This window comes from Lysinibacillus sp. CTST325 (assembly GCF_054665055.1).
Genome location: NZ_BAAFHO010000019.1, coordinates 13,722 through 40,663 on the forward strand (window position 1 = coordinate 13,722; position 26,942 = coordinate 40,663).

At 37.0% G+C, this 26,942-nt stretch carries 29 protein-coding genes, 1 tRNA gene and 1 riboswitch; of the genes, 24 read left to right on the forward strand and 6 right to left on the reverse strand.

From position 1 onward, the window contains the following. Positions 1 to 73 precede the first annotated feature (73 nt). The 6 genes from ACYQ73_RS25500 (at position 74) to tsaD (ending at position 3,607) form a co-directional block, all read left to right on the forward strand. Positions 74 to 149, forward strand: a tRNA-Asp gene (locus ACYQ73_RS25500). 223 nt (positions 150 to 372) lie between these two features. Further along, a complete protein-coding gene (locus ACYQ73_RS25505; RefSeq protein WP_460015015.1) occupies positions 373 to 708 on the forward strand; it encodes a hypothetical protein in 336 nt (111 codons plus the stop codon). A gap of 284 nt (positions 709 to 992) precedes the next feature. Then, positions 993 to 1,442 (forward strand): tRNA (adenosine(37)-N6)-threonylcarbamoyltransferase complex ATPase subunit type 1 TsaE, encoded by a 450-nt coding sequence (gene tsaE, locus ACYQ73_RS25510; protein ID WP_460015075.1) that lies wholly within the window; start codon positions 993 to 995, stop codon positions 1,440 to 1,442. Continuing rightward, positions 1,439 to 2,146 carry a tRNA (adenosine(37)-N6)-threonylcarbamoyltransferase complex dimerization subunit type 1 TsaB gene (tsaB, locus tag ACYQ73_RS25515; protein ID WP_460015016.1) on the forward strand — a complete coding sequence of 236 codons (708 nt, stop codon included), beginning with the start codon at positions 1,439 to 1,441 and terminating at the stop codon, positions 2,144 to 2,146. The genes tsaE and tsaB overlap by 4 nt, the downstream gene beginning before the upstream one ends. Then, positions 2,139 to 2,591: a ribosomal protein S18-alanine N-acetyltransferase gene (gene rimI, locus ACYQ73_RS25520; protein WP_460015017.1), complete on the forward strand. Its 453-nt coding sequence runs from the start codon at positions 2,139 to 2,141 to the stop codon at positions 2,589 to 2,591. The genes tsaB and rimI overlap by 8 nt, the downstream gene beginning before the upstream one ends. Beyond that, positions 2,591 to 3,607: a tRNA (adenosine(37)-N6)-threonylcarbamoyltransferase complex transferase subunit TsaD gene (tsaD, locus tag ACYQ73_RS25525; protein WP_460015076.1), complete on the forward strand. Its 1,017-nt coding sequence runs from the start codon at positions 2,591 to 2,593 to the stop codon at positions 3,605 to 3,607. The genes rimI and tsaD overlap by 1 nt, the downstream gene beginning before the upstream one ends. Before the next feature lie 603 nt (positions 3,608 to 4,210). Here the strand turns inward: tsaD and ACYQ73_RS25530 are convergent. Then, positions 4,211 to 6,154, reverse strand: coding sequence for an ABC transporter ATP-binding protein (locus ACYQ73_RS25530; protein ID WP_460015077.1), 1,944 nt, complete (start codon positions 6,152 to 6,154; stop codon positions 4,211 to 4,213). A gap of 229 nt (positions 6,155 to 6,383) precedes the next feature. On the opposite strand from ACYQ73_RS25530, the gene ACYQ73_RS25535 reads away from it, so the two are divergent. The 3 genes from ACYQ73_RS25535 to tatC all read left to right on the forward strand — a co-directional run bounded on the left by ACYQ73_RS25535 (position 6,384) and on the right by tatC (position 8,376). Next, positions 6,384 to 7,019 (forward strand): redox-sensing transcriptional repressor Rex, encoded by a 636-nt coding sequence (locus tag ACYQ73_RS25535; RefSeq protein ID WP_460015018.1) that lies wholly within the window; start codon positions 6,384 to 6,386, stop codon positions 7,017 to 7,019. Positions 7,020 to 7,352: 333 nt separating this feature from the next. Continuing rightward, positions 7,353 to 7,538 (forward strand): twin-arginine translocase TatA/TatE family subunit, encoded by a 186-nt coding sequence (locus ACYQ73_RS25540; RefSeq protein WP_010857065.1) that lies wholly within the window; start codon positions 7,353 to 7,355, stop codon positions 7,536 to 7,538. Positions 7,539 to 7,554: 16 nt separating this feature from the next. After that, complete coding sequence (gene tatC, locus ACYQ73_RS25545; RefSeq protein WP_460015019.1) at positions 7,555 to 8,376, forward strand: twin-arginine translocase subunit TatC; 822 nt, start codon at positions 7,555 to 7,557, stop codon at positions 8,374 to 8,376. 85 nt (positions 8,377 to 8,461) lie between these two features. On the opposite strand, the gene ACYQ73_RS25550 is transcribed toward tatC, so the two are convergent. Further along, positions 8,462 to 9,226 (reverse strand): CPBP family intramembrane glutamic endopeptidase, encoded by a 765-nt coding sequence (locus ACYQ73_RS25550; protein WP_460015020.1) that lies wholly within the window; start codon positions 9,224 to 9,226, stop codon positions 8,462 to 8,464. 175 nt (positions 9,227 to 9,401) lie between these two features. Between ACYQ73_RS25550 and groES the strand changes: the two genes are divergently transcribed. The 4 genes from groES to ACYQ73_RS25570 all read left to right on the forward strand — a co-directional run bounded on the left by groES (position 9,402) and on the right by ACYQ73_RS25570 (position 12,815). Next, a complete protein-coding gene (groES, locus tag ACYQ73_RS25555; RefSeq protein WP_049667833.1) occupies positions 9,402 to 9,686 on the forward strand; it encodes a co-chaperone GroES in 285 nt (94 codons plus the stop codon). A gap of 139 nt (positions 9,687 to 9,825) precedes the next feature. After that, positions 9,826 to 11,457 (forward strand): chaperonin GroEL, encoded by a 1,632-nt coding sequence (gene groL / locus ACYQ73_RS25560; protein ID WP_460015021.1) that lies wholly within the window; start codon positions 9,826 to 9,828, stop codon positions 11,455 to 11,457. A gap of 472 nt (positions 11,458 to 11,929) precedes the next feature. Further along, positions 11,930 to 12,466, forward strand: a complete 537-nt coding sequence (locus tag ACYQ73_RS25565; RefSeq protein ID WP_460015022.1) for a DUF6241 domain-containing protein — start codon at positions 11,930 to 11,932, stop codon at positions 12,464 to 12,466. A 118-nt stretch (positions 12,467 to 12,584) separates the two neighbouring features. Then, on the forward strand, positions 12,585 to 12,815 hold the full coding sequence (locus ACYQ73_RS25570; protein WP_460015023.1) for a hypothetical protein: 231 nt from the start codon (positions 12,585 to 12,587) through the stop codon (positions 12,813 to 12,815). 262 nt (positions 12,816 to 13,077) lie between these two features. On the opposite strand, the gene ACYQ73_RS25575 is transcribed toward ACYQ73_RS25570, so the two are convergent. The 3 genes from ACYQ73_RS25575 to ACYQ73_RS25585 all read right to left on the reverse strand — a co-directional run bounded on the left by ACYQ73_RS25575 (position 13,078) and on the right by ACYQ73_RS25585 (position 14,754). Next, entirely contained in the window at positions 13,078 to 13,293 is a 216-nt protein-coding gene (locus ACYQ73_RS25575) for a hypothetical protein (RefSeq protein WP_460015024.1), read from the reverse strand. A gap of 38 nt (positions 13,294 to 13,331) precedes the next feature. Beyond that, entirely contained in the window at positions 13,332 to 14,048 is a 717-nt protein-coding gene (locus tag ACYQ73_RS25580; RefSeq protein WP_460015025.1) for a hypothetical protein, read from the reverse strand. Positions 14,049 to 14,268: 220 nt separating this feature from the next. After that, on the reverse strand, positions 14,269 to 14,754 hold the full coding sequence (locus ACYQ73_RS25585; protein WP_460015026.1) for a hypothetical protein: 486 nt from the start codon (positions 14,752 to 14,754) through the stop codon (positions 14,269 to 14,271). Positions 14,755 to 14,995: 241 nt separating this feature from the next. Between ACYQ73_RS25585 and ACYQ73_RS25590 the strand changes: the two genes are divergently transcribed. From ACYQ73_RS25590 to ACYQ73_RS25640, 11 genes are all read left to right on the forward strand, one after another. After that, positions 14,996 to 16,333, forward strand: a complete 1,338-nt coding sequence (locus ACYQ73_RS25590) for an AAA family ATPase (RefSeq protein ID WP_460015027.1) — start codon at positions 14,996 to 14,998, stop codon at positions 16,331 to 16,333. Continuing rightward, the gene (locus ACYQ73_RS25595) at positions 16,326 to 17,066 is read left to right on the forward strand and encodes a hypothetical protein (RefSeq protein ID WP_460015028.1); all 741 of its coding nucleotides are present in this window, start codon (positions 16,326 to 16,328) and stop codon (positions 17,064 to 17,066) included. Before ACYQ73_RS25590 ends, ACYQ73_RS25595 begins: the two co-directional genes overlap by 8 nt. A gap of 388 nt (positions 17,067 to 17,454) precedes the next feature. Then, entirely contained in the window at positions 17,455 to 17,964 is a 510-nt protein-coding gene (locus ACYQ73_RS25600) for an RNA polymerase sigma factor (RefSeq protein WP_460015029.1), read from the forward strand. Continuing rightward, complete coding sequence (locus tag ACYQ73_RS25605) at positions 17,964 to 18,509, forward strand: hypothetical protein (protein WP_460015030.1); 546 nt, start codon at positions 17,964 to 17,966, stop codon at positions 18,507 to 18,509. The genes ACYQ73_RS25600 and ACYQ73_RS25605 overlap by 1 nt, the downstream gene beginning before the upstream one ends. After that, on the forward strand, positions 18,509 to 19,063 hold the full coding sequence (locus ACYQ73_RS25610; protein ID WP_460015031.1) for a hypothetical protein: 555 nt from the start codon (positions 18,509 to 18,511) through the stop codon (positions 19,061 to 19,063). The genes ACYQ73_RS25605 and ACYQ73_RS25610 overlap by 1 nt, the downstream gene beginning before the upstream one ends. Before the next feature lie 238 nt (positions 19,064 to 19,301). Continuing rightward, positions 19,302 to 20,474, forward strand: a complete 1,173-nt coding sequence (locus ACYQ73_RS25615) for a glycosyl hydrolase family 18 protein (protein WP_460015078.1) — start codon at positions 19,302 to 19,304, stop codon at positions 20,472 to 20,474. Between the two features lie 211 nt (positions 20,475 to 20,685). Then, on the forward strand, positions 20,686 to 22,917 hold the full coding sequence (locus ACYQ73_RS25620) for an S-layer homology domain-containing protein (RefSeq protein WP_460015032.1): 2,232 nt from the start codon (positions 20,686 to 20,688) through the stop codon (positions 22,915 to 22,917). A gap of 156 nt (positions 22,918 to 23,073) precedes the next feature. Continuing rightward, positions 23,074 to 23,508 (forward strand): MarR family winged helix-turn-helix transcriptional regulator, encoded by a 435-nt coding sequence (locus ACYQ73_RS25625; protein WP_460015033.1) that lies wholly within the window; start codon positions 23,074 to 23,076, stop codon positions 23,506 to 23,508. A 50-nt stretch (positions 23,509 to 23,558) separates the two neighbouring features. Continuing rightward, complete coding sequence (locus ACYQ73_RS25630) at positions 23,559 to 24,542, forward strand: ring-cleaving dioxygenase (RefSeq protein WP_460015034.1); 984 nt, start codon at positions 23,559 to 23,561, stop codon at positions 24,540 to 24,542. Positions 24,543 to 24,612: 70 nt separating this feature from the next. After that, on the forward strand, positions 24,613 to 25,230 hold the full coding sequence (locus tag ACYQ73_RS25635) for a nitroreductase family protein (RefSeq protein WP_460015035.1): 618 nt from the start codon (positions 24,613 to 24,615) through the stop codon (positions 25,228 to 25,230). Between the two features lie 62 nt (positions 25,231 to 25,292). Then, positions 25,293 to 25,835, forward strand: a complete 543-nt coding sequence (locus tag ACYQ73_RS25640) for an NADPH-dependent FMN reductase (RefSeq protein WP_460015036.1) — start codon at positions 25,293 to 25,295, stop codon at positions 25,833 to 25,835. A gap of 169 nt (positions 25,836 to 26,004) precedes the next feature. Here ACYQ73_RS25640 and ACYQ73_RS25645 read toward each other — a convergent pair whose 3' ends face one another. Next, positions 26,005 to 26,601, reverse strand: coding sequence for a biotin transporter BioY (locus tag ACYQ73_RS25645; protein ID WP_460015037.1), 597 nt, complete (start codon positions 26,599 to 26,601; stop codon positions 26,005 to 26,007). A gap of 142 nt (positions 26,602 to 26,743) precedes the next feature. After that, a riboswitch (cobalamin riboswitch) is annotated at positions 26,744 to 26,923 on the forward strand. The last annotated feature ends 19 nt before the right edge of the window (positions 26,924 to 26,942 follow it).

The window sequence follows — 26,942 nt, forward strand, 5'->3', positions numbered from 1 at the left end:
GATGCGCAAAAAAAAAACAAGAAAATATTGCATATGTTATTATTCTATGATATATTTATAAATGTCTTAAAGAGGTCCCGTGGTGTAGCGGTTAACATGCCTGCCTGTCACGCAGGAGATCGCCGGTTCGATCCCGGTCGGGACCGCCATTATAAACGATAATATAGTTCTTATGATGCTTTTAAATCATAAGAACTTTTTTTATTGTTTATATAAGGAAATTAATGGATATCGATAAAATTGGTTTTATAATATTTCTTGGGGTAACCATAGATTTTTAGATTAAAGTTTTTTTCCCGACACTTCACTTTTGGTACAGATAATCTACTTTTTATCGATTCCTCACGTATGAAGAAATTTGGAGGTGTTAGCATGAGAAATTATTTTTACATAAAACGTCTGAATATAAGCTTACTAATAGGTGCTCTTGTAATACTAGCAGGCTGTGGAGATCCTATTTTAGATATAGAGGAGTCCAATGCGTACCACTGGCAGAAAAATATGAATGAAGCAGAATTTGAAAAATTAAAAGAAGGTATGTCATATATGGAAGTGGTAAAAATTGCAGGAGGAGCAGGGGACAAAGTAAAAAAAGATCAATATCGCTGGAATGATGAAATACTTATGACAAAAACATATATAGTACAATTTAAAGATGATAAATTGGTTGATAAAAAGGTTACTGAGGTAAAGGGGCATAAAAAATAAGCGCGTTTTATCTTGATTCATCACATAGTTTAATATGTCAGCGACAATTTAGCAAAGGCTTAATTGATGAGTAGATTCAGCTTGCCGACTACCCCATTATGAGTACTTACACGGGGCGAAAATAACTTTGTTTATGAGATACACAGTATTTATATTTTTGGTCGACAAGCTGAAACAATTACGCCAAGGTGTAATTGTTTTTTTGAAATCCATTGGATGTTTTGAACATTTACGCTTGTTTCGGTAAACTAGAAGTAATGGAGCTAGGAGAGGAAAAAGAGATGATGTATGAAAAAATAATGAATTCACTTGATGATACTGAGAATTTTGCGCTGAAGCTAGCAAGCTTACTAGAAGCTCAGGATACAATTACATTAGAAGGTGATTTGGGCGCTGGTAAGACGACATTTACGAAAGCATTAGCGAAGGGACTTGGCGTGACGAGAACGGTCAATAGCCCGACATTTACGATTGTAAAGCAATATGAGGGGCGTTTACCATTTAATCATTTAGATGTTTATCGTTTAGCAGAAAGCGATGAGGATCTTGGATGGGACGAACTATTTTATGGTGATGCGGTGTCAGTTGTCGAGTGGGCTCATCTGATTGAACAGGATTTACCACAAGAGCGTCTTGGAATAGAGATTTACCGGATCGGAGAAAATCAACGACGATTTGTATTAACACCACTTGGAAAGCGATATGAGGCATTATGTGAGGAGCTAATGAAATGATTTGGTTAGGGATTGAAACAGCGAATGCACCACTTTCTATTGCAGTAATAAAAGATGGGAAAGTGATCGCGGAGATTGTACAAAATATAAAATTAACGCATTCAGCAGGTGCTATGCCAGCCATTGAAGAAGTGCTAGCGAAGGCTGGCATAAAGCCAAGCGAGTTGGATGCGATTGCTGTATCAGAAGGACCTGGTTCTTATACTGGTGTACGGATAGGTGTGACGCTTGCTAAAACATTAGCATGGACATTGAAAAAGCCTTTAGTTGGAATATCTAGCTTAAAGTCATTGGCCGCAAATGCAGCATTATATGATGGGTTTATTTGTCCTATTTTTGATGCGCGAAGAGGCAATGTCTATACGGCCGTTTATAAAGGTCGTGAGCTTGAAACAATTATAGAAGATTATCACGATCATATAGATGGCTTGTTAGAGCGTTTACAGACTTTAGAGGCACCGGTTTTATTTGTTGGAGCCGATGTAGATGTTTTTTGGCATAAAATCGTAGAGGTGCTAGGTGATTATGCGCAGCGTACACCATTTAGTAATGACTTACCTCGGGCAAGTGAAACAGTTCGATTAGCGACGAAATTGGAACTACCAAGTGTGGATGCAGTTCATCATTTTGTCCCGCAATATAAACGTATTGCCGAGGCGGAGGCGAATTGGCTGAAGGAACAAAAGGAGAAGGCACATGAGTAGTAATGTAACATATCGTAAAATGGTATCTGAAGATGTCCCAGAAGTGTATGGAATTGAGCTTGCTACATTTCCTACGCCATGGACGTTAGATTCTTTTTATTATGAAGTGCATGAAAATCAGTATGCTCATTATGTGCTAGCTATAGATGAATATAATAACATTATCGGTTTTTGTGGAATGTGGATGGTTATAGACGCAGCGCAAATTACGAACGTTGCCGTTTTAGAGGCTGCTCGCGGTCGCGGCATTGGTGAAGGATTAATGCGAGAGGCAATGCGTATTGCTAGAGAGCATACTATGGAAGTCATGAGTTTAGAGGTACGAGTAACAAATACAGTTGCTCAAAATCTTTATCGAAAGCTTGATTTCCAAGATGGCGGTATACGTAAAGGCTATTATACAGATAACGGGGAGGATGCCCTTGTCATGTGGGTGAATTTATGATGGAAGATCGAATGATATTAGCAATAGAATCGAGCTGTGATGAAACAGCAGCGGCGATTATTCGAAATGGTTCTGAAATTGTTTCAAATGTAGTTGCATCTCAAATAGAAAGTCATAAACGATTTGGTGGGGTTGTACCTGAAATTGCATCTCGTCATCATGTTGAGCAAATTACAGTAGTTATAGAAGAAGCATTAGCACAGGCAAATATGAAGCCAGCTGATTTAGATGCTGTGGCAGTTACTGAGGGTCCTGGTCTTGTAGGTGCACTGTTAATTGGGATTAATGCCGCGAAGGCCTTTGCATTTGCTAATAATTTACCGATTGTAGGTGTGCATCATATAGCTGGACATATATATGCTAATGCACTCGTGCAGCCAATGGAATTCCCATTGTTAGCACTTGTTGTATCAGGTGGTCATACAGAGCTAGTTTATATGAAAGAACATGGCTCTTTTGAAGTCATCGGTGAGACGAGAGATGATGCAGCTGGTGAAGCTTATGATAAGGTTGCGCGTGTTTTAAACTTACCATATCCAGGTGGTCCGCGAATTGATAAATTAGCACATGAGGGAGATGAGGCTGTATCCTTCCCAAGAGTGTGGTTAGAGGAAGATTCTTATGATTTTAGTTTTAGCGGCTTGAAATCAGCGGTTATTAATTATAAGCATAACATGGACCAACGCGGTGAAGAAATTTGTCCGACTGCCGTTGCCAAAGGGTTTCAGGATAGCGTAGTTGAAGTATTAACGGCGAAAACATTACGGGCAGCTCGCGAATATAAAGTAAAACAGGTTATTGCAGCTGGTGGTGTAGCGGCTAATAAGGGCTTACGTACATCACTTGAGTCGGTATTTACTGAAGAAGAAATACCATTTTTCGTGCCGCCATTAAAGCTGTGTACAGATAATGCCGCTATGATAGGGGCAGCAGCAACACCGATGTTTGAAGCAGGTATTCGAGGCAATTTATCAATGAACGGTCGCCCTGGAATGGAGTTAAAATCCTGGGTATAACTTTTTTCAGCAAATGTTTTTTGTAGCGAAAGCGTAGCGACAGGTACAGAAGTCTCCCATCTCTATAGGTGGTAGATGACTGCGGATTTAAGCTACTTTTCAGCGGGTGTCCAAGCATAAAGCCGATTTTGGACTGAGGCATAATTGATTTTAGAAAAAGAGGTGTTTTAGATTTGATTCTAAAATATCTCTTTTTGTTTTTGTGAAAAAATTGTTGAGAAAACAGTGTCTATAAGAAAATTTGAATCCAATTAGTTGACAAATTTTTCAGAAAATTATCCACAGGTAAGGTAGAAATAAAACAGCGAACATTCGTACTTATGCACAAAATGTTGATAACTTGTGCATAACTTGTGATTATTCAATATATAGTAGCCTATTTTGTACAAAATGATGTGAATAAAATATTTTTGAATTGTGGACAATGTGGAAAAGTCTGTTGATATGTTGGTATTACTAGATTGATAGTGTGTATAAAGTTGTGGGCATTTTTTGTCGAAAAATAGCACTTGACCAATATATATGAAAAATCAACGCGAGTAAAGTAAAAGCCATGCGACATGGCGCATGGCTTTACAAGTTTATTCCACCTCAAGAGGGATGTTATAAAATAATATTTTCAAGTTCTTCACTTAGCTCAAGCCATTCCATTTCGAATAACTCATACTGTTCCTTAGCAGTTGATAATTCCTCTTGAAGCTGTGTAATTTTTTCGTGGTCTGTGAAAATCTCGGGATCGCAAAGAGCTTCTTCTAAGCGAGCTATTTCAAGGTTTACTTGCTGCATTTTCCCCTCTAGTTCCTCAAGCGTGCGTCTAATTTGGCGCTCCCGTTTTTTAGCCTCTTTATCAATTTTAGAGGTAGAGAGCTTCTCGGATACATCCGTTTGTACTTGCGGTTGAGCGGCAGCCTTCATTTGTGCAATTTCCAATAGTTCTTGTTTCTTTTCAAGATAATAATCATAGTCACCTAAGTACTCAAAGGAACCATCGCCGGATAGTTCGATTACTTTAGTAGTGATTCGATTGATGAAATATCGGTCATGCGATACAAACAAGAGCGTTCCAGGATAATCGATCAGTGCGTTTTCCAGTATCTCTTTACTATCTAAGTCTAAGTGATTGGTAGGCTCATCGAGAATTAAGAAATTTGCCTTTTGCATCATCAACTTAGCTAATGCGAGTCTAGCCTTTTCTCCACCAGATAGAGATGACACGATTTTATCTACATCATCTCCACTGAATAAGAAACGACCTAGCACCGTGCGAATATCTTTTTCATTCATTAAAGGCCATTCATCCCATAGCTCTTTTAGCACACTTTTATTGCTCGATAGCTTGGCCTGCTCTTGATCATAATAACCAATTTGAACATTTGTACCATAGCGAATCTCTCCAGAGAGTGGTAGTAAATCTTTGACGATGGTTTTTAATAAAGTTGATTTACCAACACCATTTGGTCCAACAAGTGCAATACGGTCTTCTCGGAAAGTGCGCAATGTGATGCCGCTTGATATTTTCTTATCACTATAACCTATCGCTAAGTCATCAACAGACAATACATCGTTACCACTTGGGCGCTCAATTGTAAAACCGAAGCTTGCTGATTTTTCATCACCATCAGGAGATTCCATCCATTCTGTTCGTTCAAGCATTTTACGACGACTTTGTGCCATTTTAGTAGTAGAAGCACGAGCAATGTTTTTTTGAATAAATTCCTCAAGCTTGGCCTTCTCATCTTGCTGACGTTCATATTGCTTCAAATCACGCTCATAATTTTTAGCTTTTTCATCTAAATAGGCACTATAATTGCCTGTATATTTTGTGACGCGATGACGAGAGACTTCGTAGACAATGGACACAACCTGGTCTAAGAAGTAGCGGTCATGGGAAACAATTAGAATAGCCCCTTCATAGCCTTTTAAATATGATTCCAACCAAGAGAGGGTTTCGATATCTAAATGGTTAGTAGGTTCATCGAGTATTAATAGGTCAGGTTTACTTAACAAAAGCTTAGCAAGCGCTAACCGAGTTCGTTGTCCCCCTGATAGTGAGCTAATTGGCTTTTCGTAATCATTATGATAAAACTGCATGCCATGAAGCACAGAACGTGTATCAGATTCATATTGATAGCCACCTGCATCCTTAAAGTTATGTTGCAATTGATCGTATTCAGACATTATTTTTGCATATAAAGTAGGGTTTTCATAAACAGCAGGGTCGGCCATTTGTTGTTCTAATGATCGGATTGCTTGTTCTTGGGTAATGAGCGGCTCAAAAATCGTCATCATTTCATCCCAAATCGACAATGTTGAGTTTAATCCAGCATGCTGCTCTAAATACCCAATTTGTATACCTTTAGGGATAATAATATCGCCAGAGTCATATGACATTTGACCAGCAATTATTTTAAGTAAAGTAGACTTACCAGCACCGTTACGACCTACTAATGCAACGCGATCACGATGTTGAACCTCTAATTTTACGCCACTTAAAATTTCATCTGCAAGGAAGGATTTATATAGTTGATTGACCTGTAAAACAATCATTCTTGACACCTCAATTCTTCCTTAGTGTAATAGATGAGCGATTGCCTTGCAATGTCGATGCTTTACTTATTCCAAGCTGTCATGTAAGATTGAAACGATTTCTCTTTAGTTAGTGGCGTAAAAACGCCATTAACTAAAGAGAAATCCTCCAATGAATATTATAAACTTAGAAATAGGTAATTAAGTGTGTATCATAAATAGATTTGATACTCTATAAGGAGGAAAAAGTTTGAAACAAGAATTAAAAATTCCACAAGCCACTACGAAAAGACTTCCTCTTTACTATCGATTTATCCAAAACTTTGCACAAGAAGGCATGGAACGTATTTCGTCGAAGGAACTGAGTGAAGCGATGAAAATTGATTCTGCAACTATTCGTCGTGATTTTTCTTATTTTGGTGCGCTTGGGAAAAAGGGATATGGCTATGATGTTCAGCATCTCTTGAAATTTTTTAGTCAAACGCTCGATCAACATGAAGCGACAAAAGTAGCGTTAATTGGTGTAGGGAATTTAGGTAGTGCTTTATTAAAATACAATTTCCAAAAAAATCATAATACCCATATCGTTGTGGCATTTGACTCAAAGGCCCCGAAGGAAGGGAAGATGATTAGCAATATTCCTGTTTTTCATCCTGATTTATTGGAAGAAAAATATGCAGAATATGGAGCGGAGCTTGCAATTTTAACAGTATCACCACGCTCTGCACAGAAAATGGCTGATAGATTAGCGGCGATGGACGCAAAAGGAATTTTGAACTTTACGCCGGAGCGTATTACTGTACCAGATAAAATGCAACTTTTAACAATCGATTTGTCGGTAGAATTGCAGGCACTCATTTATTTAATTCGTAATCAGGAAGAGTGATAATTGTACATAATTTAACTTCTTTCAGCGGGTGTGTCTCACTTTTATAGTTGGTGAGATGTTTTTCAGCGGGTGTACAAAGATCCGCTGAAATAGAGGAACTCAGTTTAAGAACGCCACGTCCTGTGGCAATTTATCTGTAGAGACAGCGGCATTGTTTATCTGCGCGACAGCGGCAATTATGCCGAGGCATAATTGATAGTATGCTCACAGTTTCTGTCAAATAGAAATATGTAAAAAATGAGAGATTGACGAAAAACTTTCACATTTAATTAGTTAGCAAAAAGGCGAATTATGCGTTAAAATGATGGATATAAAGAGGAGGTGGCTTTAATGGGTGGTATAGGTCCTATGAGCCTCATTATTATCGGAATTGTCGCATTACTAATTTTTGGTCCTAAGAAGTTACCAGAGCTTGGTAAAGCATTTGGTTCGACATTACGTGAATTCAAAAATGCTACTAAAGGTTTAGCCGACGAAGATGATGATGACAAGAAAAAGAAAGAATTAGATAAGTAAGTTAGGATGTTGAGGAATGAATCCAAAAGATCTAACTGTCATTGAACATATAGAAGAATTAAGAAAACGGCTTTTCATTGTTGCCGTTTTCTTTGTTCTAGCTATGGCTGGCGGCTTCTTTGTTGCAAAGCCGCTTGTTAAATACCTTCAAATCACTGGAGAGTCTTACAATATAACACTTCATGCGTTTGATGTAGTAACACCACTTGCAATTTATATCCAAGTCGTTTTTTTAATAGCATTTATTCTATCTTCGCCAGTATTGATGTATCAATTGTGGGCATTTATTAGCCCAGGATTAAGGGACGTAGAACGAAAAGCAACTTTAAGCTATATACCGTATTCTTTTTTATTATTTTTAGCAGGGTTGTCCTTTTCATATTTTTTACTATTCCCTTATGTCATAAAGTTTATGATGAATTTATCAAACGAATTGGAGATTCAACAAACGATTGGCATACATGAATATTTTTCGTTTTTATTTAAGCTTACAATACCGTTTGGTTTTCTTTTCCAATTGCCGATTGTCGTCTTGTTCTTTTCACGTATTGGGATTTTATCTCCTGAGTTACTAATTCGTGTTCGTAAGTACTCATACTTTGGTTTATTTGTCTGTGCTGCTCTAATCGCACCACCTGAATTAGCTTCACACTTAATGGTTTCAGTACCGTTATTTATGCTTTATGAAATTAGCATTATGATTTCCCGTATTGGCTATAAGAAGTACTTAAAATCAGAGGAAATGCGAATGAAGGAAGAACAAGAAGCTGAGCAAAAACGCCTGGTCGAAGAGGCACTTGAACAGCAGCGACGTCAAATCGAAGAATTAAATCAATAATAGTAGAAGCTCGATGCATATTACTAGCATCGGGCTTTCGTTTATAGAGGTCAAAATCAGTGGAAGAAAAACGCCCACTGATTTTTTATTGCATTTTTTCTAGTTGTTCAAGAAACTTTTGCAATGGTTCTGCATACAATTGTACAAGTGTCACAAAACCGTTCAGCATGACATGGGCGATAATGGATGTCCAAATGCGTTTTGTTTTGTGATATAAGAAGGCAAAAATCAATCCGCAAATTGTATAAAGCAAAATATGTGTGAAGTCGAAATGAATAAGTGCAAAGAAAATGGCGCTTACTATACCGGCTACCCAGAAATTAGTTGTTTGGACAAGCGATCCGAAAATAACACGACGGAAGACGAACTCTTCTAATATTGGTCCAAATACAACAATCGCTAATATTGCAATAGGAGCGCCTTTTGCAATAGCTACAATATCTGCCGTATTTTGCGATCCACCTTGGATACCGAATATAGCCATTTCGATAGCTGCGCCAATCATTTGGCCGATGAAAACTAAGAAGAAACCGATAATTCCCCACATAATTGATAGTGGAATAGTTTCTTTCTTTCCTTGATAAATATCCCAAAACGCTTTATCGCGAGATGTTAGGATTAAGCTTAGAATTAACGCAATGGCAAAGCTAAGAGCGATATACCAGCCTTGCGTAAGCGGAGCAGCTTGCTCACTAGGTAAACCGGTTGTACTCATAACCATCTTGTGAAACGGTTTTGCCAGCAATATACCTGATAGTTGCATGAGGATATAGATCAGTAAAACATAAAGGGCTGTTTTTTTATGTTTATTTATTTTTTGAGAATTGTTCACAGTCAAAATCCTTTCCATTCATTATGCTACCTTTCTATTGTAGAGGAATATGGAAAGAAAACAAAATTTTTCGAAGTTCTGACTTGCAAAAAAAAGTGTGATTGATTATCATAATAATTGTGTTAGCACTCGACTAGATAGAGTGCTAATAAACTTTCAAGTATATATTTTAATTAATAGGAGGTTGTTTCACTTGTTAAGACCACTAGGAGATCGTATTGTAATCGAACTAATCGAGGTAGAAGAAAAATCTGCATTCGGTATTGTGCTGCCAGACTCTGCAAAAGAAAAGCCACAAGAAGGTAAAGTTGTAGCAGTTGGGACGGGTCGTATTTTAGAGAACGGGCAACGTGTAGAGCTTGACGTAAAAGTTGACGACCGCATTATTTTCTCTAAATACTCTGGTACAGAAGTTAAATATGAAGGTAATGAATACCTAATTTTACGCGAAAGCGATATTCTTGCAATTATTGAATAAGTTAATACTTTTAAAGTAAATGCCTTTAGTGATTGTCACAGATAAATAAATAGATAGGTGACAATGACAGTTTGGCAAAATTTCTATAAATATATTGATGAAGCTTAACGAATATTCCATTTCAGGAGGGTAAATTCAAATGGCAAAAGATATTAAATTCTCAGAAGACGCTCGTTCATTAATGTTACAAGGTGTAGATAAATTAGCAAACGCAGTAAAAATTACTTTAGGGCCTAAAGGTCGTAATGTAGTTTTAGAAAAAAAATTCGGTTCACCACTTATTACAAATGACGGTGTAACAATTGCAAAAGAAATCGAGCTAGAAAACCCATTCGAAAACATGGGTGCAAAATTAGTAGCGGAAGTTGCTTCTAAAACAAACGAAATCGCTGGTGACGGTACAACAACTGCAACAGTATTAGCGCAAGCAATTATTCGTGAAGGCTTGAAAAACGTAACAGCTGGTGCAAACCCTGTAGGCATTCGTAAAGGGATCGACAAAGCAGTTGCAGCAGCCCTTACAGAATTACACGCTATTTCTCGCCCAGTAAGCAACAAAGAGGAAATCGCACAGGTTGCGGCAATCTCTGCTGCTGATGATGAAGTAGGGCAATTAATTGCAGAAGCAATGGAACGTGTGGGTAACGATGGTGTTATTACAATTGAAGAATCTAAAGGCTTCACAACTGAACTTGATGTAGTTGAAGGTATGCAATTCGACCGTGGCTATGCATCACACTACATGGTAACAGATACAGATAAAATGGAAGCGGTATTAGATAACCCATACATTTTAATTACTGATAAAAAAATTACAAACATCCAAGAAGTATTACCATTATTAGAACAAGTGGTACAACAAGGTCGTCCACTATTAATCATTGCTGAAGATGTTGAAGGTGAAGCTCTTGCAACACTTGTAGTGAACAAACTACGTGGTACATTCAATGCTGTAGCGGTTAAAGCTCCAGGATTTGGCGACCGTCGTAAAGCAATGCTTGAAGATATCGCAATTTTATCAGGTGGTCAAGTAATTACAGAAGAATTAGGCTTAGACCTTAAATCAGCTGATATTACATCGCTTGGTCGCGCTGCGAAAGTTGTTGTTACAAAAGACAATACAACAATCGTAGAAGGTGTTGGCGGTGCAGATGCAATCGAAGGCCGTATTGGTCAAATCCGTGCGCAGCTTGCTGAAACAACTTCAGAATTCGATAAAGAAAAATTACAAGAACGCCTTGCAAAATTAGCAGGCGGTGTAGCAGTAATCAAAGTTGGTGCTGCAACAGAAACAGAACTAAAAGAACGCAAACTACGCATTGAAGATGCACTTAACTCAACTCGTGCAGCAGTTGAAGAAGGTATCGTATCAGGTGGTGGTACGGCACTTCTTAACGTATATGCAGCAGTTGAAAAAGTTGCAGATGCAGAAGAAGGCGACGTAGCAACTGGTGTAAAAATTGTTCTACGTGCTTTAGAAGAGCCAGTTCGTCAAATCGCAAACAACGCTGGTCTTGAAGGCTCAATTATCGTGGATCGCCTAAAACGCGAAGATATCGGTGTAGGCTTCAACGCTGCAACAGGCGAATGGGTAAACATGATTGAAGCGGGCGTAGTAGACCCAGCGAAAGTAACTCGCTCTGCTCTACAAAACGCAGCATCTGTCGCAGCTCTATTCTTAACAACAGAAGCAGTTGTAGCAGACATTCCAGAAGCAGCTCCAGCAATGCCAGATATGTCTGGTATGGGCGGTATGGGCGGAATGATGTAAGAGGTTTTTCCCTTCCATCTTGAGAAATGGTTACTGCTATTTTCGCCCAATTTGTGAAGCTGTTATGTAAATAACTAATTTCAATAACAATGACCACTTCTCGGTAAACAAGAGGAGTGGTTTTTTTGTTGCTTAAATTTGCATATCAAGATTTTTTAGATGACAGGAAATTCAAGAACATAACAAAAGCGAACATTCAAAATTACAAAATGCTTTTAGGCAAATTCATTGATTATTGCTTTGAGAACCAAGTAATAAATGTTGAAGACATTACTTACAATCATGTTCGACAGCATTTACTCATTTAACGCTTTCGACTTTGAATTGGTATGTTGACCTGCTGTGAATACTGTTACATGCAAATAGGCAGTACTCATTGAACTTAATTTCAATAATCTGTTATTATTAACCTAATTATATAAAATAAACCAAATTACATAATACATATAAATTATAAGTGAGGTTTGATAATATGCAGAGAAAAACAAAGGCGACTATTGTTATCATTGGAATATTGTTCACTTTTGGCGGAGTTTTTGGTTACATCAAATCCATCGAACAAATAGAAAAACCTGCTCCCGAAAAAGAAAAAGCAATTGTTGAACATGCTGGAGTAACGCTTGAAGATAAAATTGTTACAAAAGAAGAATTGCTTTATCCTGATAATTTAATAGAACACAAAGTGAACGAAGCCATCCATAGCATGTCTCACCAAAAAGTTGAAGCTAAAGTAAAATGGGGTCACACGCAAATAACACAAGCTAAAGTTGACCGATTGTTAGAAATTTCCAAAGAAAGCAATTATAAATTTAAAGAGCTTTACATTGAAATATTGGAAAGATGGTCGAAAGGTGATTTTTCTCATGCTGTAGAAGATCATAACGCAATTTGGGAGATGCAGGGAGGTGACGAGTCAAGAAATTCAGGAAAAGCAATTCGTTTGTTAACAGATGCTGAAGAAAAAGACTATGTAGAACACAATTTAGCATATGACTTATATGATAAATAGCGCTCAGTAATAACACTATTTTTTATTTGTCCGCTATTTACCAGTTTGTTATCCTATTATTAATTACGTAAAATCCACCAAATTACAAATGAAAAAATTAGGTGGGAGGTTTCATAATATGAACGAACCAAAAGCAGTTGGGAAGAAAAATATTTATCGGAAGTCTTTGTTTGAAGAATTGGTGAAGCGTGGGAATAATTTCAGTCGCAGCATGAAGAACGGTAAGAATCCCAAGTTTCAAGTGTATGTGTTCGAGGACACACCCAAATTGATTGAAGATATGCTGGACGTAACTGCAAACGAGCGAAAAAATAGAATGAACCTATTTGATGAATCATCAGATCAATAACATCACTAAACGTCATTTACTGTTGATTTAGTGTGTTTTAAATGATTCGGTATGTATATACACAAATGAATATTTAAATGGAGGCTGGGACAAATGTGTTTCAGCCAACAAAAATACCGAACTATCCAATGAAACTCTCATGAAGTGTTTCGGAATAGTTCGGTTTTTCTATTTATCGTGTTTTGTTCATTTAGAGATTATTCGGTTCTATGAAGGAACCATTTAGTTATGTCCCAGCCCCTTTTTTATGCTATAGCGAATATCAGTGAATCGCTGATAAAATATGGACAATCGCTGATAAAAAGAGCAAAATCGCTGATAAACCTCCGACAATCGCTGATAAAAAGAGCAAAATCGCTGATAAACCTCCGACAATCGCTGATAAAAAGAGCAAAATCGCTGATAAACCTCCGACAATCGCTGATAAAAAGAGCAAAATCGCTGATAAACCTCCAACAACCGCTGATAAAGATAACAAACCCGCTAATAAAAACCTTCGAAAAAGGAGCTATATATTTATTCTTTTTGCTTCAACCTAAAATCAGGAGAAATATAAGAGGTAAGAGCATAATCCATTTCTTCTCCTGCTTGAGTTGATAATTGCACAAGTAAAGATTCTTCGGTATTTGTGGGATGTATAGCGCTTGTTTTTATAGTAATCACTTGAACACCGGTTCTTCTTGGATTTCCAACAACGACCACCTGATTGCCCAATGTATAAACTGCTGTAATATCAGATTGGAACGCGACAATATATAAATCTAAATCCGTTTTATTTTGAAACATTGGAATCGGGAATCCCATATTTTGTTCAAAGTCGTACCATTCAGAAAGAGCAACATCGTAATTCGTAAATAGTCGATGCAGTGCATAATGAATTCTAGTTGGAACATAGCTCCACCGACCAATTGAGCTATGCCAATATTCTTCATAAGCGGGTCTCTTATAGCCAGGATTATTGACGATGAACTCATAAGGAATAGTAGTGCCATTTTCTATCACCTGTGAAAGTGTAACAAATTTTGATGGGGGAGATAATTCTGGAAAAGGAGGATCAGCAATTGTTTGGGGTTTTATCGGCTCAAGGCTTTTCAAACGATTTTCTAGTCCTTTTATTTGTACTGTAAATTCATTAATTTTATTCAATTCTTTTGCATCGAAAGAAGATACAATGCTCAAATTAATTAATATTAGGCTAATCATACATAAAGTAATTTTTTTTACGTTACACATAGATGCACCTCTCTATATACTGTGCTCATTAAATGAGCGAATATGTAGGATAGTTGAAAATTTTATAAACATGTTTTCACTCCCTTAGTTTTTTTATCAGTCAAAAATGGTTTCTAATAAACAACAAACAAGACTATCCACTAGTTCATATTTGAACTTCTGGATAGCCTTGTTGCTACAGTCTTTTATTTTGGACTTCCAAATATGTCAGGTGACAAATCTACATTCCTGGTAGGTTTAATCCAGGGAATCCTGGTAAACCAGGTGATTGCCCGCCTGGAAATGGCATAGGACGTGGCGGATATGGTTGTGGTGGAAATGGCATAGGACGTGGCGGATATGGTTGTGGTGGATATGGCTGCGGAGGACGTGGCGGATATGGTTGTGGTGGAAATGGCATAGGACGTGGCGGATATGGTTGTGGTGGAAATGGCATAGGACGTGGCGGATATGGTTGTGGTGGATATGGCTGCGGAGGACGTGGTGGATATGGTTGTGGCGGATATGGCTGCGGAGGACGTGGTGGATATGGTTGTGGTGGATACGGCTGCGGAGGACGTGGCGGATACATTGATGGGTTTAAAGATGGGTATGGGCTACCAGAAGGCATGGTAGGGTGAAACGGAATGTTAACATCAAGATCTTCGGGATTAAATCCAGGATTGACCAATGAAACACACCTTTCTTCGTTTTTTCTTTCTAACATATGCCTACTATTATGATTGTCATAGGCATTAAACTCGGTGAATGATCGATAAATGGAATATTCAATCAAGTATGCTTCGATTGTTGCCGTCGCTTCGCTCTCACTATCAAAACATTTGTAACTGCCGTTTCACTTACGTTACATTAAACATATGCTGAAAGAAGTTAAAATATAAAACGTTATAAAATATATCAAATTTAATTATAATAGAAAATAAAATCATTAAAGGGTGTTTAAATAAATGACCATTATAAAAATCAAGAAAATAAAAGTACAAAATTTACGAAATGTACGTCATGGTGAAATTATGTTAGCGGTAAATTTCGAGACGTTTCTTAAGCCCAATGTTGTAGGTTTATACGGACAGAACGGTTCTGGAAAAACAACTATTGTTGATGCATTTGGCTTGTTAAAGGCACTTATCTCCGGCTGGATTGCTGAAATTAAATTACCATCTCAGGAAAAGAAATTAATTATGGCAGGGGAGAATACGGCAAGTATTGAATTCGAGTTTCTAGTAGAAAATCAATTTGGCACATTTTTTCTCAATTATTATGTAGAGTTACAAGAAGATGAAAACAGACTGTACACAACGGTTGAACGTGTAGCTTACAGAGAAAACGAGAAAGGGAAGCGTTCAAAGATTTTAATTAATGTTACAGAGGAAGACATACAACTACGTAAAGCAAATCTTTCTGATATGAATGAAAAAATGCGTATCCAATTACTAGTCATTCATCAATTATCTAAAAAACAATATATGTCTTTTGTCTTTCACAAAGATTTAAAGCCTTTATTACAGGACAGGTTGTCAGAGCTAGAAATGCAATTGCTTCATAATTTAGCAATAGATTTTAACCGTGATTTACATGTCGTAAATAATCAAAATATCGCACCATTATTTGAAGAGCGCAGTATGCCTTTTAGCATCCACCTCGAAAAAACTCGTGGTTCTATCCCTTACAATTTGAAGGGGCCAGCGTTATTGCCCGAGGACGCATTTTACGTGTTATGTGAAGTAATAGAGCAAAGTAATCAAGTATTATCAGCGATTATTCCAGGTCTGTCTATAAAGATTAATGTACTTACAAAACAAACTATGGATAATGGGGAAAAAGGAATCCGTTTTGAATTTTTATCGCAACGAGGGGAACGTGAATTACCGTTACGGACAGAGTCAGAAGGAATTTTGAAAATTATTTCTGTACTTAGTGTGCTCATTGCAGTTTATAATAACCCAAATGCTTGTGTAGTAATAGATGAATTAGATTCTGGTGTTTTTGAATATTTGTTAGGCGAGTTGTTAACAGTGATTGATGAGGGCGGAAAAGGTCAGCTTATTTTTACGTCTCATAATTTACGTGTGTTAGAGGTGCTAACTATTAAAAACTTATGGTTTACGACAACGAATGAGGATCGTCGTTATATACAGCTAAAGGGTATTAAAGAGGTAAATAACGCTCGAGATGTTTATTTACGTGCAATTCAGTTGGGCGGTCAGGATGAAGAGGTTTATAAGGAAACAAAGACATTTAAAATTAAGCGTGCCTTTAGAAAAGCGGGTGTCCAGCGTGACTAAAAAAGTTCTTTTAATCATTGTAGAGGGGCATACGGAGCAAATTGTTTTAGAGGATTTTCTTGATGAACATTTTGCAAATTCAACGATTCGCTTCGATGTGCAACGGGAGGATATTTTAACGAAATGGGATGCTAATAAACGGATACCTAATATTAAAAATAGTGTTACACGAGTGATTCAGAACTATTTGGAGAAGTATAAATTTTTAGCGAAAGATTTAACCGCTGTCGTTCATATTACTGATGCAGACGGTTGTTTCATTGCCCCTGAATTTGTCAAGGTGAAGGAAGATATTGAGCAAAATTTATTCTATACCGAAGATGCAATATTAGTGAAATCAGAGAAGCGTAAGGAGCAAATCGAACAACGAAATGAAATGAAGGCGAATAATGCCAAAATCCTTATGGCAAATGATCATTTTAGCATTCATCGATTAAGAATACCGTATCAGTTATTCTATTTTTCTACAAACTTAGAGCATGTACTGTGGAATGAGCGTAATGAAGTAGCGACGGAGAAGGTGCAAAAGGCCGATGAATTTATGGAAAGACTATCGAGCTCCATAGAAGTATTTTTAAAAGAATATCTCCCAGTTAACCCAGAGCTTCCGTATAAAGAAAAAATGAAAATGAGCTGGACATTTTTAATGGAGGGCTGTAATTCGTTACAGCGCGGAACGAATGTACCGTTATTATTTGAAATGATTAAATCGGATGTATCAGAGGATCATTGATAATAATCTTCCCCGATCAGGCTTTTACGTTCAGTTAATAACTATGCCCTCCGTTAATCATTGGAGGGCATTTTATTGTGTAGAGAGAAAATATAAAATAGAGCAACATGCCAGAAGCTACATGCTAAATGAAATGGTTGATAGTAGTAGAGACTGGACGCCCCAGGAAGCGTCCAGACAGGTATAACTTCGCTAATTCCACCACAATGACACTACACATATCAATTGTAGAATGACTTCCCTCAGGATCGACACCGCCAACATGTGCAACACTTACAACGAGGCAAACAATGAAAAGTACGCTAGTTGTGTGAAAATAATTGGGAAAAGTGTAACAAATAATTAGTTGCGACGACTTATATGTAAGTGTAGAAAGCGGGGTGAAGTTTTGCATCAGGATATATTTAAAATTGAACATTTGTACGATTGTTATCATCGTGATGTGTATCATTTTGCGCTTTATTATACAAATAGCAAACAAGAGGCAGAGGATATTACGCAAGAAACGTTTTTTAAAGCGATGAAGCAGTTACATAATTTGAAGGATAAAGATAAAGTAAAAACTTGGATTTTATCAATTGCACGAAATACAGCAGTAGATCTACATAGAAGACAGAAAATTAAGCGTTTATTAACAGAAAAACTTAGCTTGCAGCCCGTATTAAGGGAAGTGTCAAAGCCTTTAGAGATTGTGGAGAAGAATGAGCAATGGCAGACAGTACAAGAAGCATTAATGACATTAAAATCACATGATCGGACAATTATTATTTGCAGGATGCTAAAAGACTACACAATACAAGAAACCGCTGCGATTTTAGGTATCTCGGAAGTCAAGGTACGTGTTGATTTTCATCGAGCAATGGCGAGACTTCGAAAAAAGGTAGGGAGGGATGATTGATGGAAGAACGTGATTACGAATTATTTGAGGCACTAAAAAAACGCCCTGATAAAGATCCAGATATAGCTTTCTCAAATCAATTACGTCAAAAACTTGAAAAGACTCATATAAAGAAGACAAAAAGATTTTCTATCGCAACCATACTAACCGTTCCAGTGACGATAGCTACTCTTCTATTTGTATTCAGCATTGGGACAGGGCAATCGTTCCATTTGAAAAATGCAGCACAATTAACCATCCATCTGGAAAAAGACCTTACTAATATAGTGTGTATGTTCCTCATGCTTACGCTCTCATTGTTTATTTTGCTCGTTTATTACAAAGGACTTACGAAGGGAAGACTTGTCTACATGACATTTTCTTTATCTTTCTTGGCATGGGTAGGGAACTTAATATATGCAGAGCATCAAAATATGGATGAACCTATTGTACAACCAAGCTATAACGAAACCTACGATTATACGAGTAAGCCATATCATATAGATGAAATTCAACAGGAACAGGATAACTATTTGATGAAAAAAAATGAGGGGGGGATGAAATAATGAAAAATCCTTACAATCATTTATTAAACGGTGTGTGCTTTGTTTTTGTAGATTCAAGTTTTTTCGGATTACCGGATATCTTCCCAGATTTTATTGGCTATATATTTTTTGCATATGGTATTCACTTACTGCCAACGTTCCATAATTTGAAACGTTGGTCGAAAAATTTTTCCATTATTTTAATGATAATGTCATTTTTCGTGGAGCTAGATCAATGGCTTGGTTATAAGATACTTGGTGAAATTGGGACACAGTTTATGCAATTTTTATTCATCGTCTTTATGTATTGGGTTTTTCAATTATTATTACACATTCATAATAATAAACCTCTTGAAGTTAAAACATTTAAAACTTATCAGAAATTCATGGCATTTATGCTTTGCGGTTTTATCATACAGGCATTTTCAATAAATGTTGATACAAGTATGCGAGAAAATGTTCATTTTATAGGTTATTTACTACAGTTGTTTGCTTATTTTTTATTTATATTCTATTATCGAGCGTGTCATAAATTCTATAAAGAAATTAATGAAAAAAAGGTTCATTCGCTGTAACAAGCGATGAATCTTTTTTTTGTTTTAGGGAATAGGTGCTTACTAAGCACTGACATCTTTTCCCTTCCTAATTCATAAGCTTTACAGGTGTGATTTTATCAAGCTAGGAGGAGGCACTGACATTCAAATACATGTTGTACGGGCAGGGGAGTCCTTATGGGGTATTGCGCAGACATATGGGACAACAGTTCAAAATATTGTAGATGCCAATCAAGTTCCTGAACCAAATCGATTAGTTATAGGGCAAGCTCTTGTGATACCGATTGTCGGAAATTTCTATTATGTGCAGTCAGGAGATAGTCTATATTCAATCGGCCAACGCTTTGGCATTAATTATTTAACACTTGCTCAGGTGAATAATATTAGTCCGAGTCAACCGTTATCGATTGGTATGCGACTTTATATTCCACCTCAACCAAAAACAAGGGCTGAAACATTGGCATATTTAGAGCCGAGAGGGACATTCGTTAGTGAGGCATTACTAAGTCAAGCAAGAGAAGCGGGTCCATTTTTAACTTATCTAGCTTTATTTAGCTACGAGGCAATGCGAGATGGGACGCTTAAGGTGCCACCAAGTCAAGGTGTGGCGCAAATTGCAAATGATACGGGTGCTTCTCTAGCAATGGTTATCTCAAATTTAGAGAATTTTAGTTTTAGCGGTGATTTAGCGAGAGATATTTTTCAAAGTACAGCCGTACAGGATTTGCTCTTTAATAATATTCTTGAAGAGGCAAAGCGTTTAGGAACCGTTAAAGATATTCATTTTGATTTTGAAAATTTGCCGGGCGATCAACGAGAAGCGTATAACAACTTTTTAAGGAGAGCGGTGAGTCGATTCCATCCACAGGGATATACCGTATCGACAGCGCTAGCGCCGAAAACAAGTGCTAGTGAGCGAGGTCCGTGGACGGAGGGACATGATTATAAAGCACATGGAGAAATAGTGGATTTTGTTATGTTAATGACGTATGAATGGGGATATTCTGCAGGGCCCCCTATGGCAGTATCGCCACTTCCAGAGGTAGAAGCGGTTGTTAAATATGCAGTAAGTGAGATACCTCGGAACAAAATTATACTTGGACAGAATTTGTATGGGTATAACTGGACATTGCCTTTTGTGAAGGGGGGGCCAAATGCAGAAGCGGTTAGTCCACAAAGAGCAATCGAGATTGCGAAGAAATATAATGCTGCTATTCAGTTTGATTTGAGATCTCAAGCACCGTTCTTTGAATACTATGATGAGCAAGGTAAAGCACATGTGGTGTGGTTCGAGGATGCCAGATCCATTCAAGCAAAGTTCGATTTAATCAAACGGTACAGACTCCGAGGAGTAGGCTATTGGAAGTTGGGTCTACCATTCCCTCAGAATTGGTTATTAATTGGGTCAAATTTTGATGTAGTAAAGAAATGAGAATCTTAGAGAGCAATCAATCAATCAATTTCGCCTTGGCGTAATTGTAGCTGTCGCTTTGCTTTCGCACAGAAAAAGATATGTTGGATGAAGGTAAAATAGCTCTATGTCTATTCTATTTTCTAATAAACATAAATAATCTGAAAATATCATATCTATTTATGGTAATCTATACTATAATTATGGTAAATGATAATCTAGGAGGGATTTTTTGGTAAATCTTAAAAAGTTGGGTATTATCCTAACATCTACTGCATTTTCTGTTAGTGTACTTTCGCCAATGGCACAAGCTTCTGCAAATGTAAAAGAACCACAAGAGAGAGTTGCAATTCAAGTTTCTTCAACAGAAACAAAAGTAACAAAAAGTATGCTTATTAAGCAATTGAATACAATATTCCCAGACAAGTTCAATTTTGTAACAGAGAAAGATTTCTCAATGGGGGAAGCGCATTACTTTAATGATGACAAAACAATACGCTATGAATTGAGCTTTAATAAGACAATCAATGGCAAAGACGTTTATGGTGATTTTACTTTTAAAGGCGAAGATTTGGAATTAGAAAATTTCTCCTATCAGCCTGTCAATATAGCGGAAGCATTGTACCCAGTGAAGTATTCAGAGGGTGAAGCAAAGAAAGTTGCTCAAGACTTCCTAAAGAAATTACCGAGCACTGCGAATTACAAGCTTCGTGAAGACAATAGATATAGCGACTTTGGTTTTAGTTTTAGTAGACCTTTATCCGAACCAATTTCGTATTCATTCATGTACTCGCCGACACACAATAGTGTGTCACTAAGTAATGAGTTTATCAATATTACAGTTCTAGCAAATGGTGAAGTTACAAGTATGTATCGTAATACTGAGTCAACTAGCAAGACAACATTTGATAACTTAGATCAGAAAAAGAATGAGTCAGACATACTTGCACAGATTCGCGAAAATTTGTCAGTTGATTTACGTTATCTGATTGACTATAACTACCAAACAGGTGAAGCTATTGCTAAGCTTGCGTATATGCCACCAACAAGCTTCAATGGTGTACATGCAATAAATGGGCAGTGGCAAACAATGAATGGTTTCACTTCTCAAGTACCGAAGGCAAAAGGTGTAGAAAAACTTGCATCGCAACCACTTGCACCTAGAAAAAATGGAATTACATTAGCAGAAGTTGAAGAGTTAGCTAAATCTATCTTAAAAGTTGATACAGACAAAGCAAAGCTACAAATTCATTCGGTTAATGAAAGAGAAAATGAAAATGGCGAAGCAATTTATGATGTAAATTATATGTATGATCTCGGTAATTATGGCACTGGCGGTTCACTTGAAGTGAACAAGGCAACAGGTGAAATTACAAACTATTGGAATTCAAGTAGAGAATTCATGCAGAAAGATGATAAAGTAGAACCAATTTCAAAAGATGCTGCATTAACAAAAGCGATAGACTATTTAAAAGAGTGGGCTCCGTCATATATTCATAACTATTCAAAACCAATAGAAGATGCAATATATGATAATTACAACAAACAGTATTACTTCTCTTTCCCACGTGTTGTCAATGGCATTGCTGTAGTAGGGGATGAAATTTCCGTTGGTATCAGTGCAGATGGGAAATTAAGTGCTTTAAATGTTAGTAATCGCAAGATTGATAATTGGCCGTCTGTAAACAAAGCTATTCTTGCTGATAAAGCAAAAGCAACGTTCGATGAGGGGCTAAAATTAGAGCTACAGTATGCAAAACAGGATGGCGAGGATAATCACCATTATGATTTAGTATACTCTCCTGTTTATAATGGAAGTATGTTCAATTTTATTGATGCAACAACTGGTGAATGGCTTCTAAAAGTTGATGATTCTAAAGAAAAACCAGCCATTTCACATCCAACAGCTGGAGGAGAATTAACTTATTTATTACGCCAAAATGTATTAGAGGTTAAAGATCCAGCAAACTTTAATGCTGATACAGCTGTAACAAGAGGAGAAGCTTTGAAAATTTTAGTTAAATCATTATCATACGGATATGATTTCGGTCCGTATGGAAGAGACAACGAAAAGCAATCCTTCGATAATATTGACAAAAAGCATCCATTATACGGCATCGTTGAACAAGCTGTAAGTATGGGCATTTTACAACCGGCGGATCAATTTGCAGTAGATACAGCATTGACTCGTCAAGAGCTTGCCGAATGGTTAGTTCGTGTACTAAAATTAGAGAGTGCAGCAAAGCATAGTGACATTTACAAATTAAACTTTACTGATGCAAGCTCAATTGACCCAGCGTACGCAGGTTATGTTGCATTAGCGAGTGCAATGGGACTAATTGATGGACAGCAAAATAAATTCAATGCAACTGAGAAAGTGACGTATGCGGATTTGGCTATATCTACAGTTCGTCTAGCAAAGGCTGCCTTTGAACAAAATAGCAGCGGTCGTCATTACTATTAATAATCGATAATTTATACATGAAAGGGCATCCCCTCATTTTAGGGGGATGCCTTTTTGTGATTACAGTAAAAAGGATTGCTGATTAGCAGCTTATATGTTATTATTATCTCGAATTAAAGATAATTGATTTCGAAGTAATTGGAAAGAGGGAGTCGTATGAAGGAAGACAATCGTAATTTAAAAGCTTTTACGGTCTTGTTCCGGGCATATCAAACGATTCAAGATGCAACAAAGAGAGATTTACTTCAATACGATTTAAATCAAACCGAATTTTCGGTACTTGAGTTTTTATATCACCATGGTGAGCAACCAATTCAAGTGATTGGAAAGAAAATCTTAATCGCAAGTAGTAGTATTACGTATGTTATTGATAGGCTTGAACAAAAAGATTTTGTGTATCGACGTGCTTGCCCGAAGGATCGTCGTGTCACATATGTTTTATTAACATATGAAGGACAAACGTTGATGGAAGAAATATTTCCGAAGCATGAACAAAAAATTAACGAGATTTTTGAAGTATTAGATCAACAGGAGATGGACACAATGATTCTGTCTCTGAAAAAGGTTGGTTTGAACGCAGTTAATAAATAAAAAATTTTACGTAAATATCTCGAAATCGAGATAAATAGGGGGAACAGGAAATGAATCATTTAAAAGGAATTCACCACGTTACTGCTATTACAAGTAGTGCGGAAGAGAATTATAAATTTTTTACTTATGTGTTAGGGATGCGATTAGTGAAAAAAACGGTTAATCAGGACGATATCCAAACATATCATTTATTTTTTGCAGATGATAAAGGTAGCGCTGGCACTGATATGACATTTTTTGATTTTCCAAACATTCCAAAAGGTGTGCATGGAACAAATGAAATTTCCAAAACTTCATTCCGCGTGCCAACAGATGCGGCATTGGACTATTGGGTAAAACGTTTCGATCGATTAAATGTTAAACATACAGGTATTAAAGAACAATTTGGCAAGAAAGCTTTATCTTTCGTTGATTTTGACGATCAGCAATATCAACTTATTTCTGATGAAAATAATACAGGTGTTGCATCAGGCACTCCATGGCAAAATGGACCGATTCCTCTTGAATATGCAATTACAGGCCTAGGTCCTGTTTTTGTAAGAGTTGCTAATTTTAAATATTTCAAAGAGATGCTAGAAAAAGTGATGCTCTTTACAGAAATTGCTGAAGAAGGGGATTTCCATCTGTTTGAGGTTGGTGAAGGAGGGAACGGTGCACAAATCGTTGTAGAACTTAACACAGTTTTACCAGTAGCTCGACAAGGCTTCGGTACAGTACATCATGCAGCATTCCGCGTAGAGGATCGAGCTGTACTAAATGAATGGACTGAACGATTTGAAAGCTTTGGCTTCCATACTTCAGGGTACGTAAATCGTCACTTCTTTGAATCACTTTATGCACGAGTAGCACCACAAATTTTATTTGAGCTAGCTACTGATGGCCCAGGATTTATGGGGGATGAGCCTTATGAAACTTTAGGTGAAAAATTGTCGTTGCCACCATTTTTAGAGCCAAAACGTGCACAAATTGAAGAACTTGTCCGTCCAATTGATACTGTAAGAAGTGCGATTACGTTCGATAAAGAATATGAGTAATACTTTTTATTCCAATCAGAGAACATAAGCTTCTACTGATTGGAAATTACATACTCTTGGAGGTTAGTAGATGGAATTTTCAAAGCTAATAGATAAGCGTCGCTCTGCGAATAATTTTATAGAGGGTATCAAGATGAGCGAAGAAGATATACGTCCCATTTTAGAGGATGTTAAGCTAGCGCCATCCGCCTTTAATTTACAACATGCCAATTATATCGTTGTATTAGATGAAGAAAAAAAAGAAAAAGTACGAGAAGCAGCATTCGGGCAATATAAAGTGCACTCAGCCTCAGCGGTAATACTTGTTTTAGGAGATAAAGAAGCCTATAAAAACACTGCTAACCTTAATCAAGGGATGGTAGACTTAGGCATTATTAATGCTTGTGAATTAGAAAATATCATCAATGAAAACGCTAAATTTTATGAAGAACGTGGCGAGGAATTTATGAAGGAGGAAGCCATTCGTAACGCTTCACTTTCCGCTATGTTATTTATGCTTGCTGCCAAAAATCGTGGATGGGATACATGTCCAATGATCGGCTTTGATCAGCAACAAATGAGAGCTCTTTTTAATATTCCAGAAACACATGAGATTGCACTAATGATTACAATAGGTAAGGAAAAAGAAGATAGTCGCCGTTTACGTGGTTATCGTAAACCAGTCGAGGAATTTGCAACTTATTATTAGGGCAGTATAAAATAAAACTTGTAACAAATAATAAAATGAATGCACATTTAGGAGGAAACAACGTGAAAGTAGTAGCAATCGTAGGTAGTATCCGTAAAGAATCTTATAATATGCAATTAGCGAAATTTGTTCAAAAGCGTTATGCAGAGAAAATTGATCTTGAAATATTAAGTTTAAAAGATTTACCAATGTATAATCAAGATATCGAAAATGAAGCACCACAACCTGTCCTTGATTTTAAAGCAAAAGTAAAAGCGGCAGATGCAGTTCTTTGGTTGACACCAGAATATAATGGGACAGTGCCAGGTGTTATGGTTAACGCTATCGATTGGTTATCTCGCGTCGATAAAGTAATGATTGGCAAGCCATCATTCATGATGGGAGCATCAATGGGTAACTTAGGTACTGTTAAAGCACAATTACATTTACGAGATATTTTATTCTCACCTGGAGTAAATTCACCATTACTTAGTGGTAATGACGTTTATATTGGAGCAGTGCACACTAAATTTGATACAGAAGGCAATTTAACAGATGAAGGTACTATCAAATTCCTAGATGTAGTTATTGATAACTTCTTAAACTGGATAAAAAAATACATTTAAAAATAAAAAAATGTCCCATAAGTATGCAATATACATATGGGACATTTTTTGTTTGTTGGATTTAAGATAGAGCGAAGGGTAGAAGAGCCAAAGCGACAAATAGAACAATCAGTAAAAAGAAAGCGCCAAGCCGGAACGGAAATCAACCCCACGTTATGGTGATAAGCTTTTATTTAATCGGAATTATTTTTAACACTTTTTGAAGGCGGTATGCAAAAATACCTGCAAATATAGCTAAAATAATATCCTTTGGCAATGGAGGCATCATCCAAAGCCATGCTACCTTATAAGTGAAAGCATCAGGAGCACTAGCCCATAGCTTGTAGGCAAAGTACATCCAATTTGTTCCTAGTAAGTAATTAATAGCTGTTGCAACTAATGCAGCAACTACATAGTTTTTCTTCGTCCCACTACGTTCTATAATAAGCCCCGCGACAAATGCAGCTAATATGAAAGAAACAATGAAACCAAAAGTAGGGCTTATAATTTGACCAAAGCCTCCGTTGAAACGAGCAAATACAGGTGCACCTGCTAAACCTATGCACATATAAACCGTACAAGCGAGTGCCCCTTTTCTACTACCAAGAATAAGTCCTGCTAAAATAGCAAAAAATGTTTGCAATGTAATAGGTACGCCACCAACAACCATGAAAGGTACAATGGACGTGATATTAGCTCCTATCATCATCAATGTTGAAAATAGTCCAATGTATGCAAGATCGACTGTTCTTAATTTATGATGTGTGTGTTCCGCAACTGTTGTCATTATTACACCCCTAAAAAAGTATTGTTGATAATAATAGTGTAAAAAAATAAACATTTTGTGTCAACTTAATAAAATTTAATAGTTAACACAAAATGTTTGTTTTGCTTAATTGTTAGTTATAGACTAACGTTTAAAGTATATGATGGAAACGGACGCTGATGGTACGACTTTTTGTACAATGTGACACTTAAAAGAGAAGTCGATGCAAAGCCGACGCTGTCTCGAAATGTAACGAGGAGTTCTATGATGACGTAGCCACTGTTCTAGAATGGGGAGGCAAGGGTTTGAAGCCAGGAGACCTGCTATTTAGTGATTCCTGTAATGTCCACGAGGATGAAAGT

Bases quoted from the DNA above. Each gene is read 5' to 3' on its own strand.
- ACYQ73_RS25645 (WP_460015037.1), bottom strand. From the start codon at position 26,601: ATGACAACAGTTGCGGAACACACACATCATAAATTAAGAACAGTCGAT.
- ACYQ73_RS25580 (WP_460015025.1), bottom strand. From the start codon at position 14,048: ATGTGTAACGTAAAAAAAATTACTTTATGTATGATTAGCCTAATATTA.
- groL (WP_460015021.1), top strand. From the start codon at position 9,826: ATGGCAAAAGATATTAAATTCTCAGAAGACGCTCGTTCATTAATGTTA.
- ACYQ73_RS25630 (WP_460015034.1), top strand. From the start codon at position 23,559: ATGAATCATTTAAAAGGAATTCACCACGTTACTGCTATTACAAGTAGT.
- ACYQ73_RS25605 (WP_460015030.1), top strand. From the start codon at position 17,964: ATGGAAGAACGTGATTACGAATTATTTGAGGCACTAAAAAAACGCCCT.
- ACYQ73_RS25550 (WP_460015020.1), bottom strand. From the start codon at position 9,226: ATGGAAAGGATTTTGACTGTGAACAATTCTCAAAAAATAAATAAACAT.
- tsaB (WP_460015016.1), top strand. From the start codon at position 1,439: ATGATTTGGTTAGGGATTGAAACAGCGAATGCACCACTTTCTATTGCA.
- ACYQ73_RS25590 (WP_460015027.1), top strand. From the start codon at position 14,996: ATGACCATTATAAAAATCAAGAAAATAAAAGTACAAAATTTACGAAAT.
- ACYQ73_RS25610 (WP_460015031.1), top strand. From the start codon at position 18,509: ATGAAAAATCCTTACAATCATTTATTAAACGGTGTGTGCTTTGTTTTT.
- ACYQ73_RS25505 (WP_460015015.1), top strand. From the start codon at position 373: ATGAGAAATTATTTTTACATAAAACGTCTGAATATAAGCTTACTAATA.
- tsaE (WP_460015075.1), top strand. From the start codon at position 993: ATGTATGAAAAAATAATGAATTCACTTGATGATACTGAGAATTTTGCG.
- tatC (WP_460015019.1), top strand. From the start codon at position 7,555: ATGAATCCAAAAGATCTAACTGTCATTGAACATATAGAAGAATTAAGA.
- ACYQ73_RS25565 (WP_460015022.1), top strand. From the start codon at position 11,930: ATGCAGAGAAAAACAAAGGCGACTATTGTTATCATTGGAATATTGTTC.
- ACYQ73_RS25540 (WP_010857065.1), top strand. From the start codon at position 7,353: ATGGGTGGTATAGGTCCTATGAGCCTCATTATTATCGGAATTGTCGCA.
- ACYQ73_RS25570 (WP_460015023.1), top strand. From the start codon at position 12,585: ATGAACGAACCAAAAGCAGTTGGGAAGAAAAATATTTATCGGAAGTCT.
- rimI (WP_460015017.1), top strand. From the start codon at position 2,139: ATGAGTAGTAATGTAACATATCGTAAAATGGTATCTGAAGATGTCCCA.
- ACYQ73_RS25635 (WP_460015035.1), top strand. From the start codon at position 24,613: ATGGAATTTTCAAAGCTAATAGATAAGCGTCGCTCTGCGAATAATTTT.
- ACYQ73_RS25530 (WP_460015077.1), bottom strand. From the start codon at position 6,154: ATGATTGTTTTACAGGTCAATCAACTATATAAATCCTTCCTTGCAGAT.
- ACYQ73_RS25585 (WP_460015026.1), bottom strand. From the start codon at position 14,754: ATGTTAGAAAGAAAAAACGAAGAAAGGTGTGTTTCATTGGTCAATCCT.
- ACYQ73_RS25625 (WP_460015033.1), top strand. From the start codon at position 23,074: ATGAAGGAAGACAATCGTAATTTAAAAGCTTTTACGGTCTTGTTCCGG.
- tsaD (WP_460015076.1), top strand. From the start codon at position 2,591: ATGGAAGATCGAATGATATTAGCAATAGAATCGAGCTGTGATGAAACA.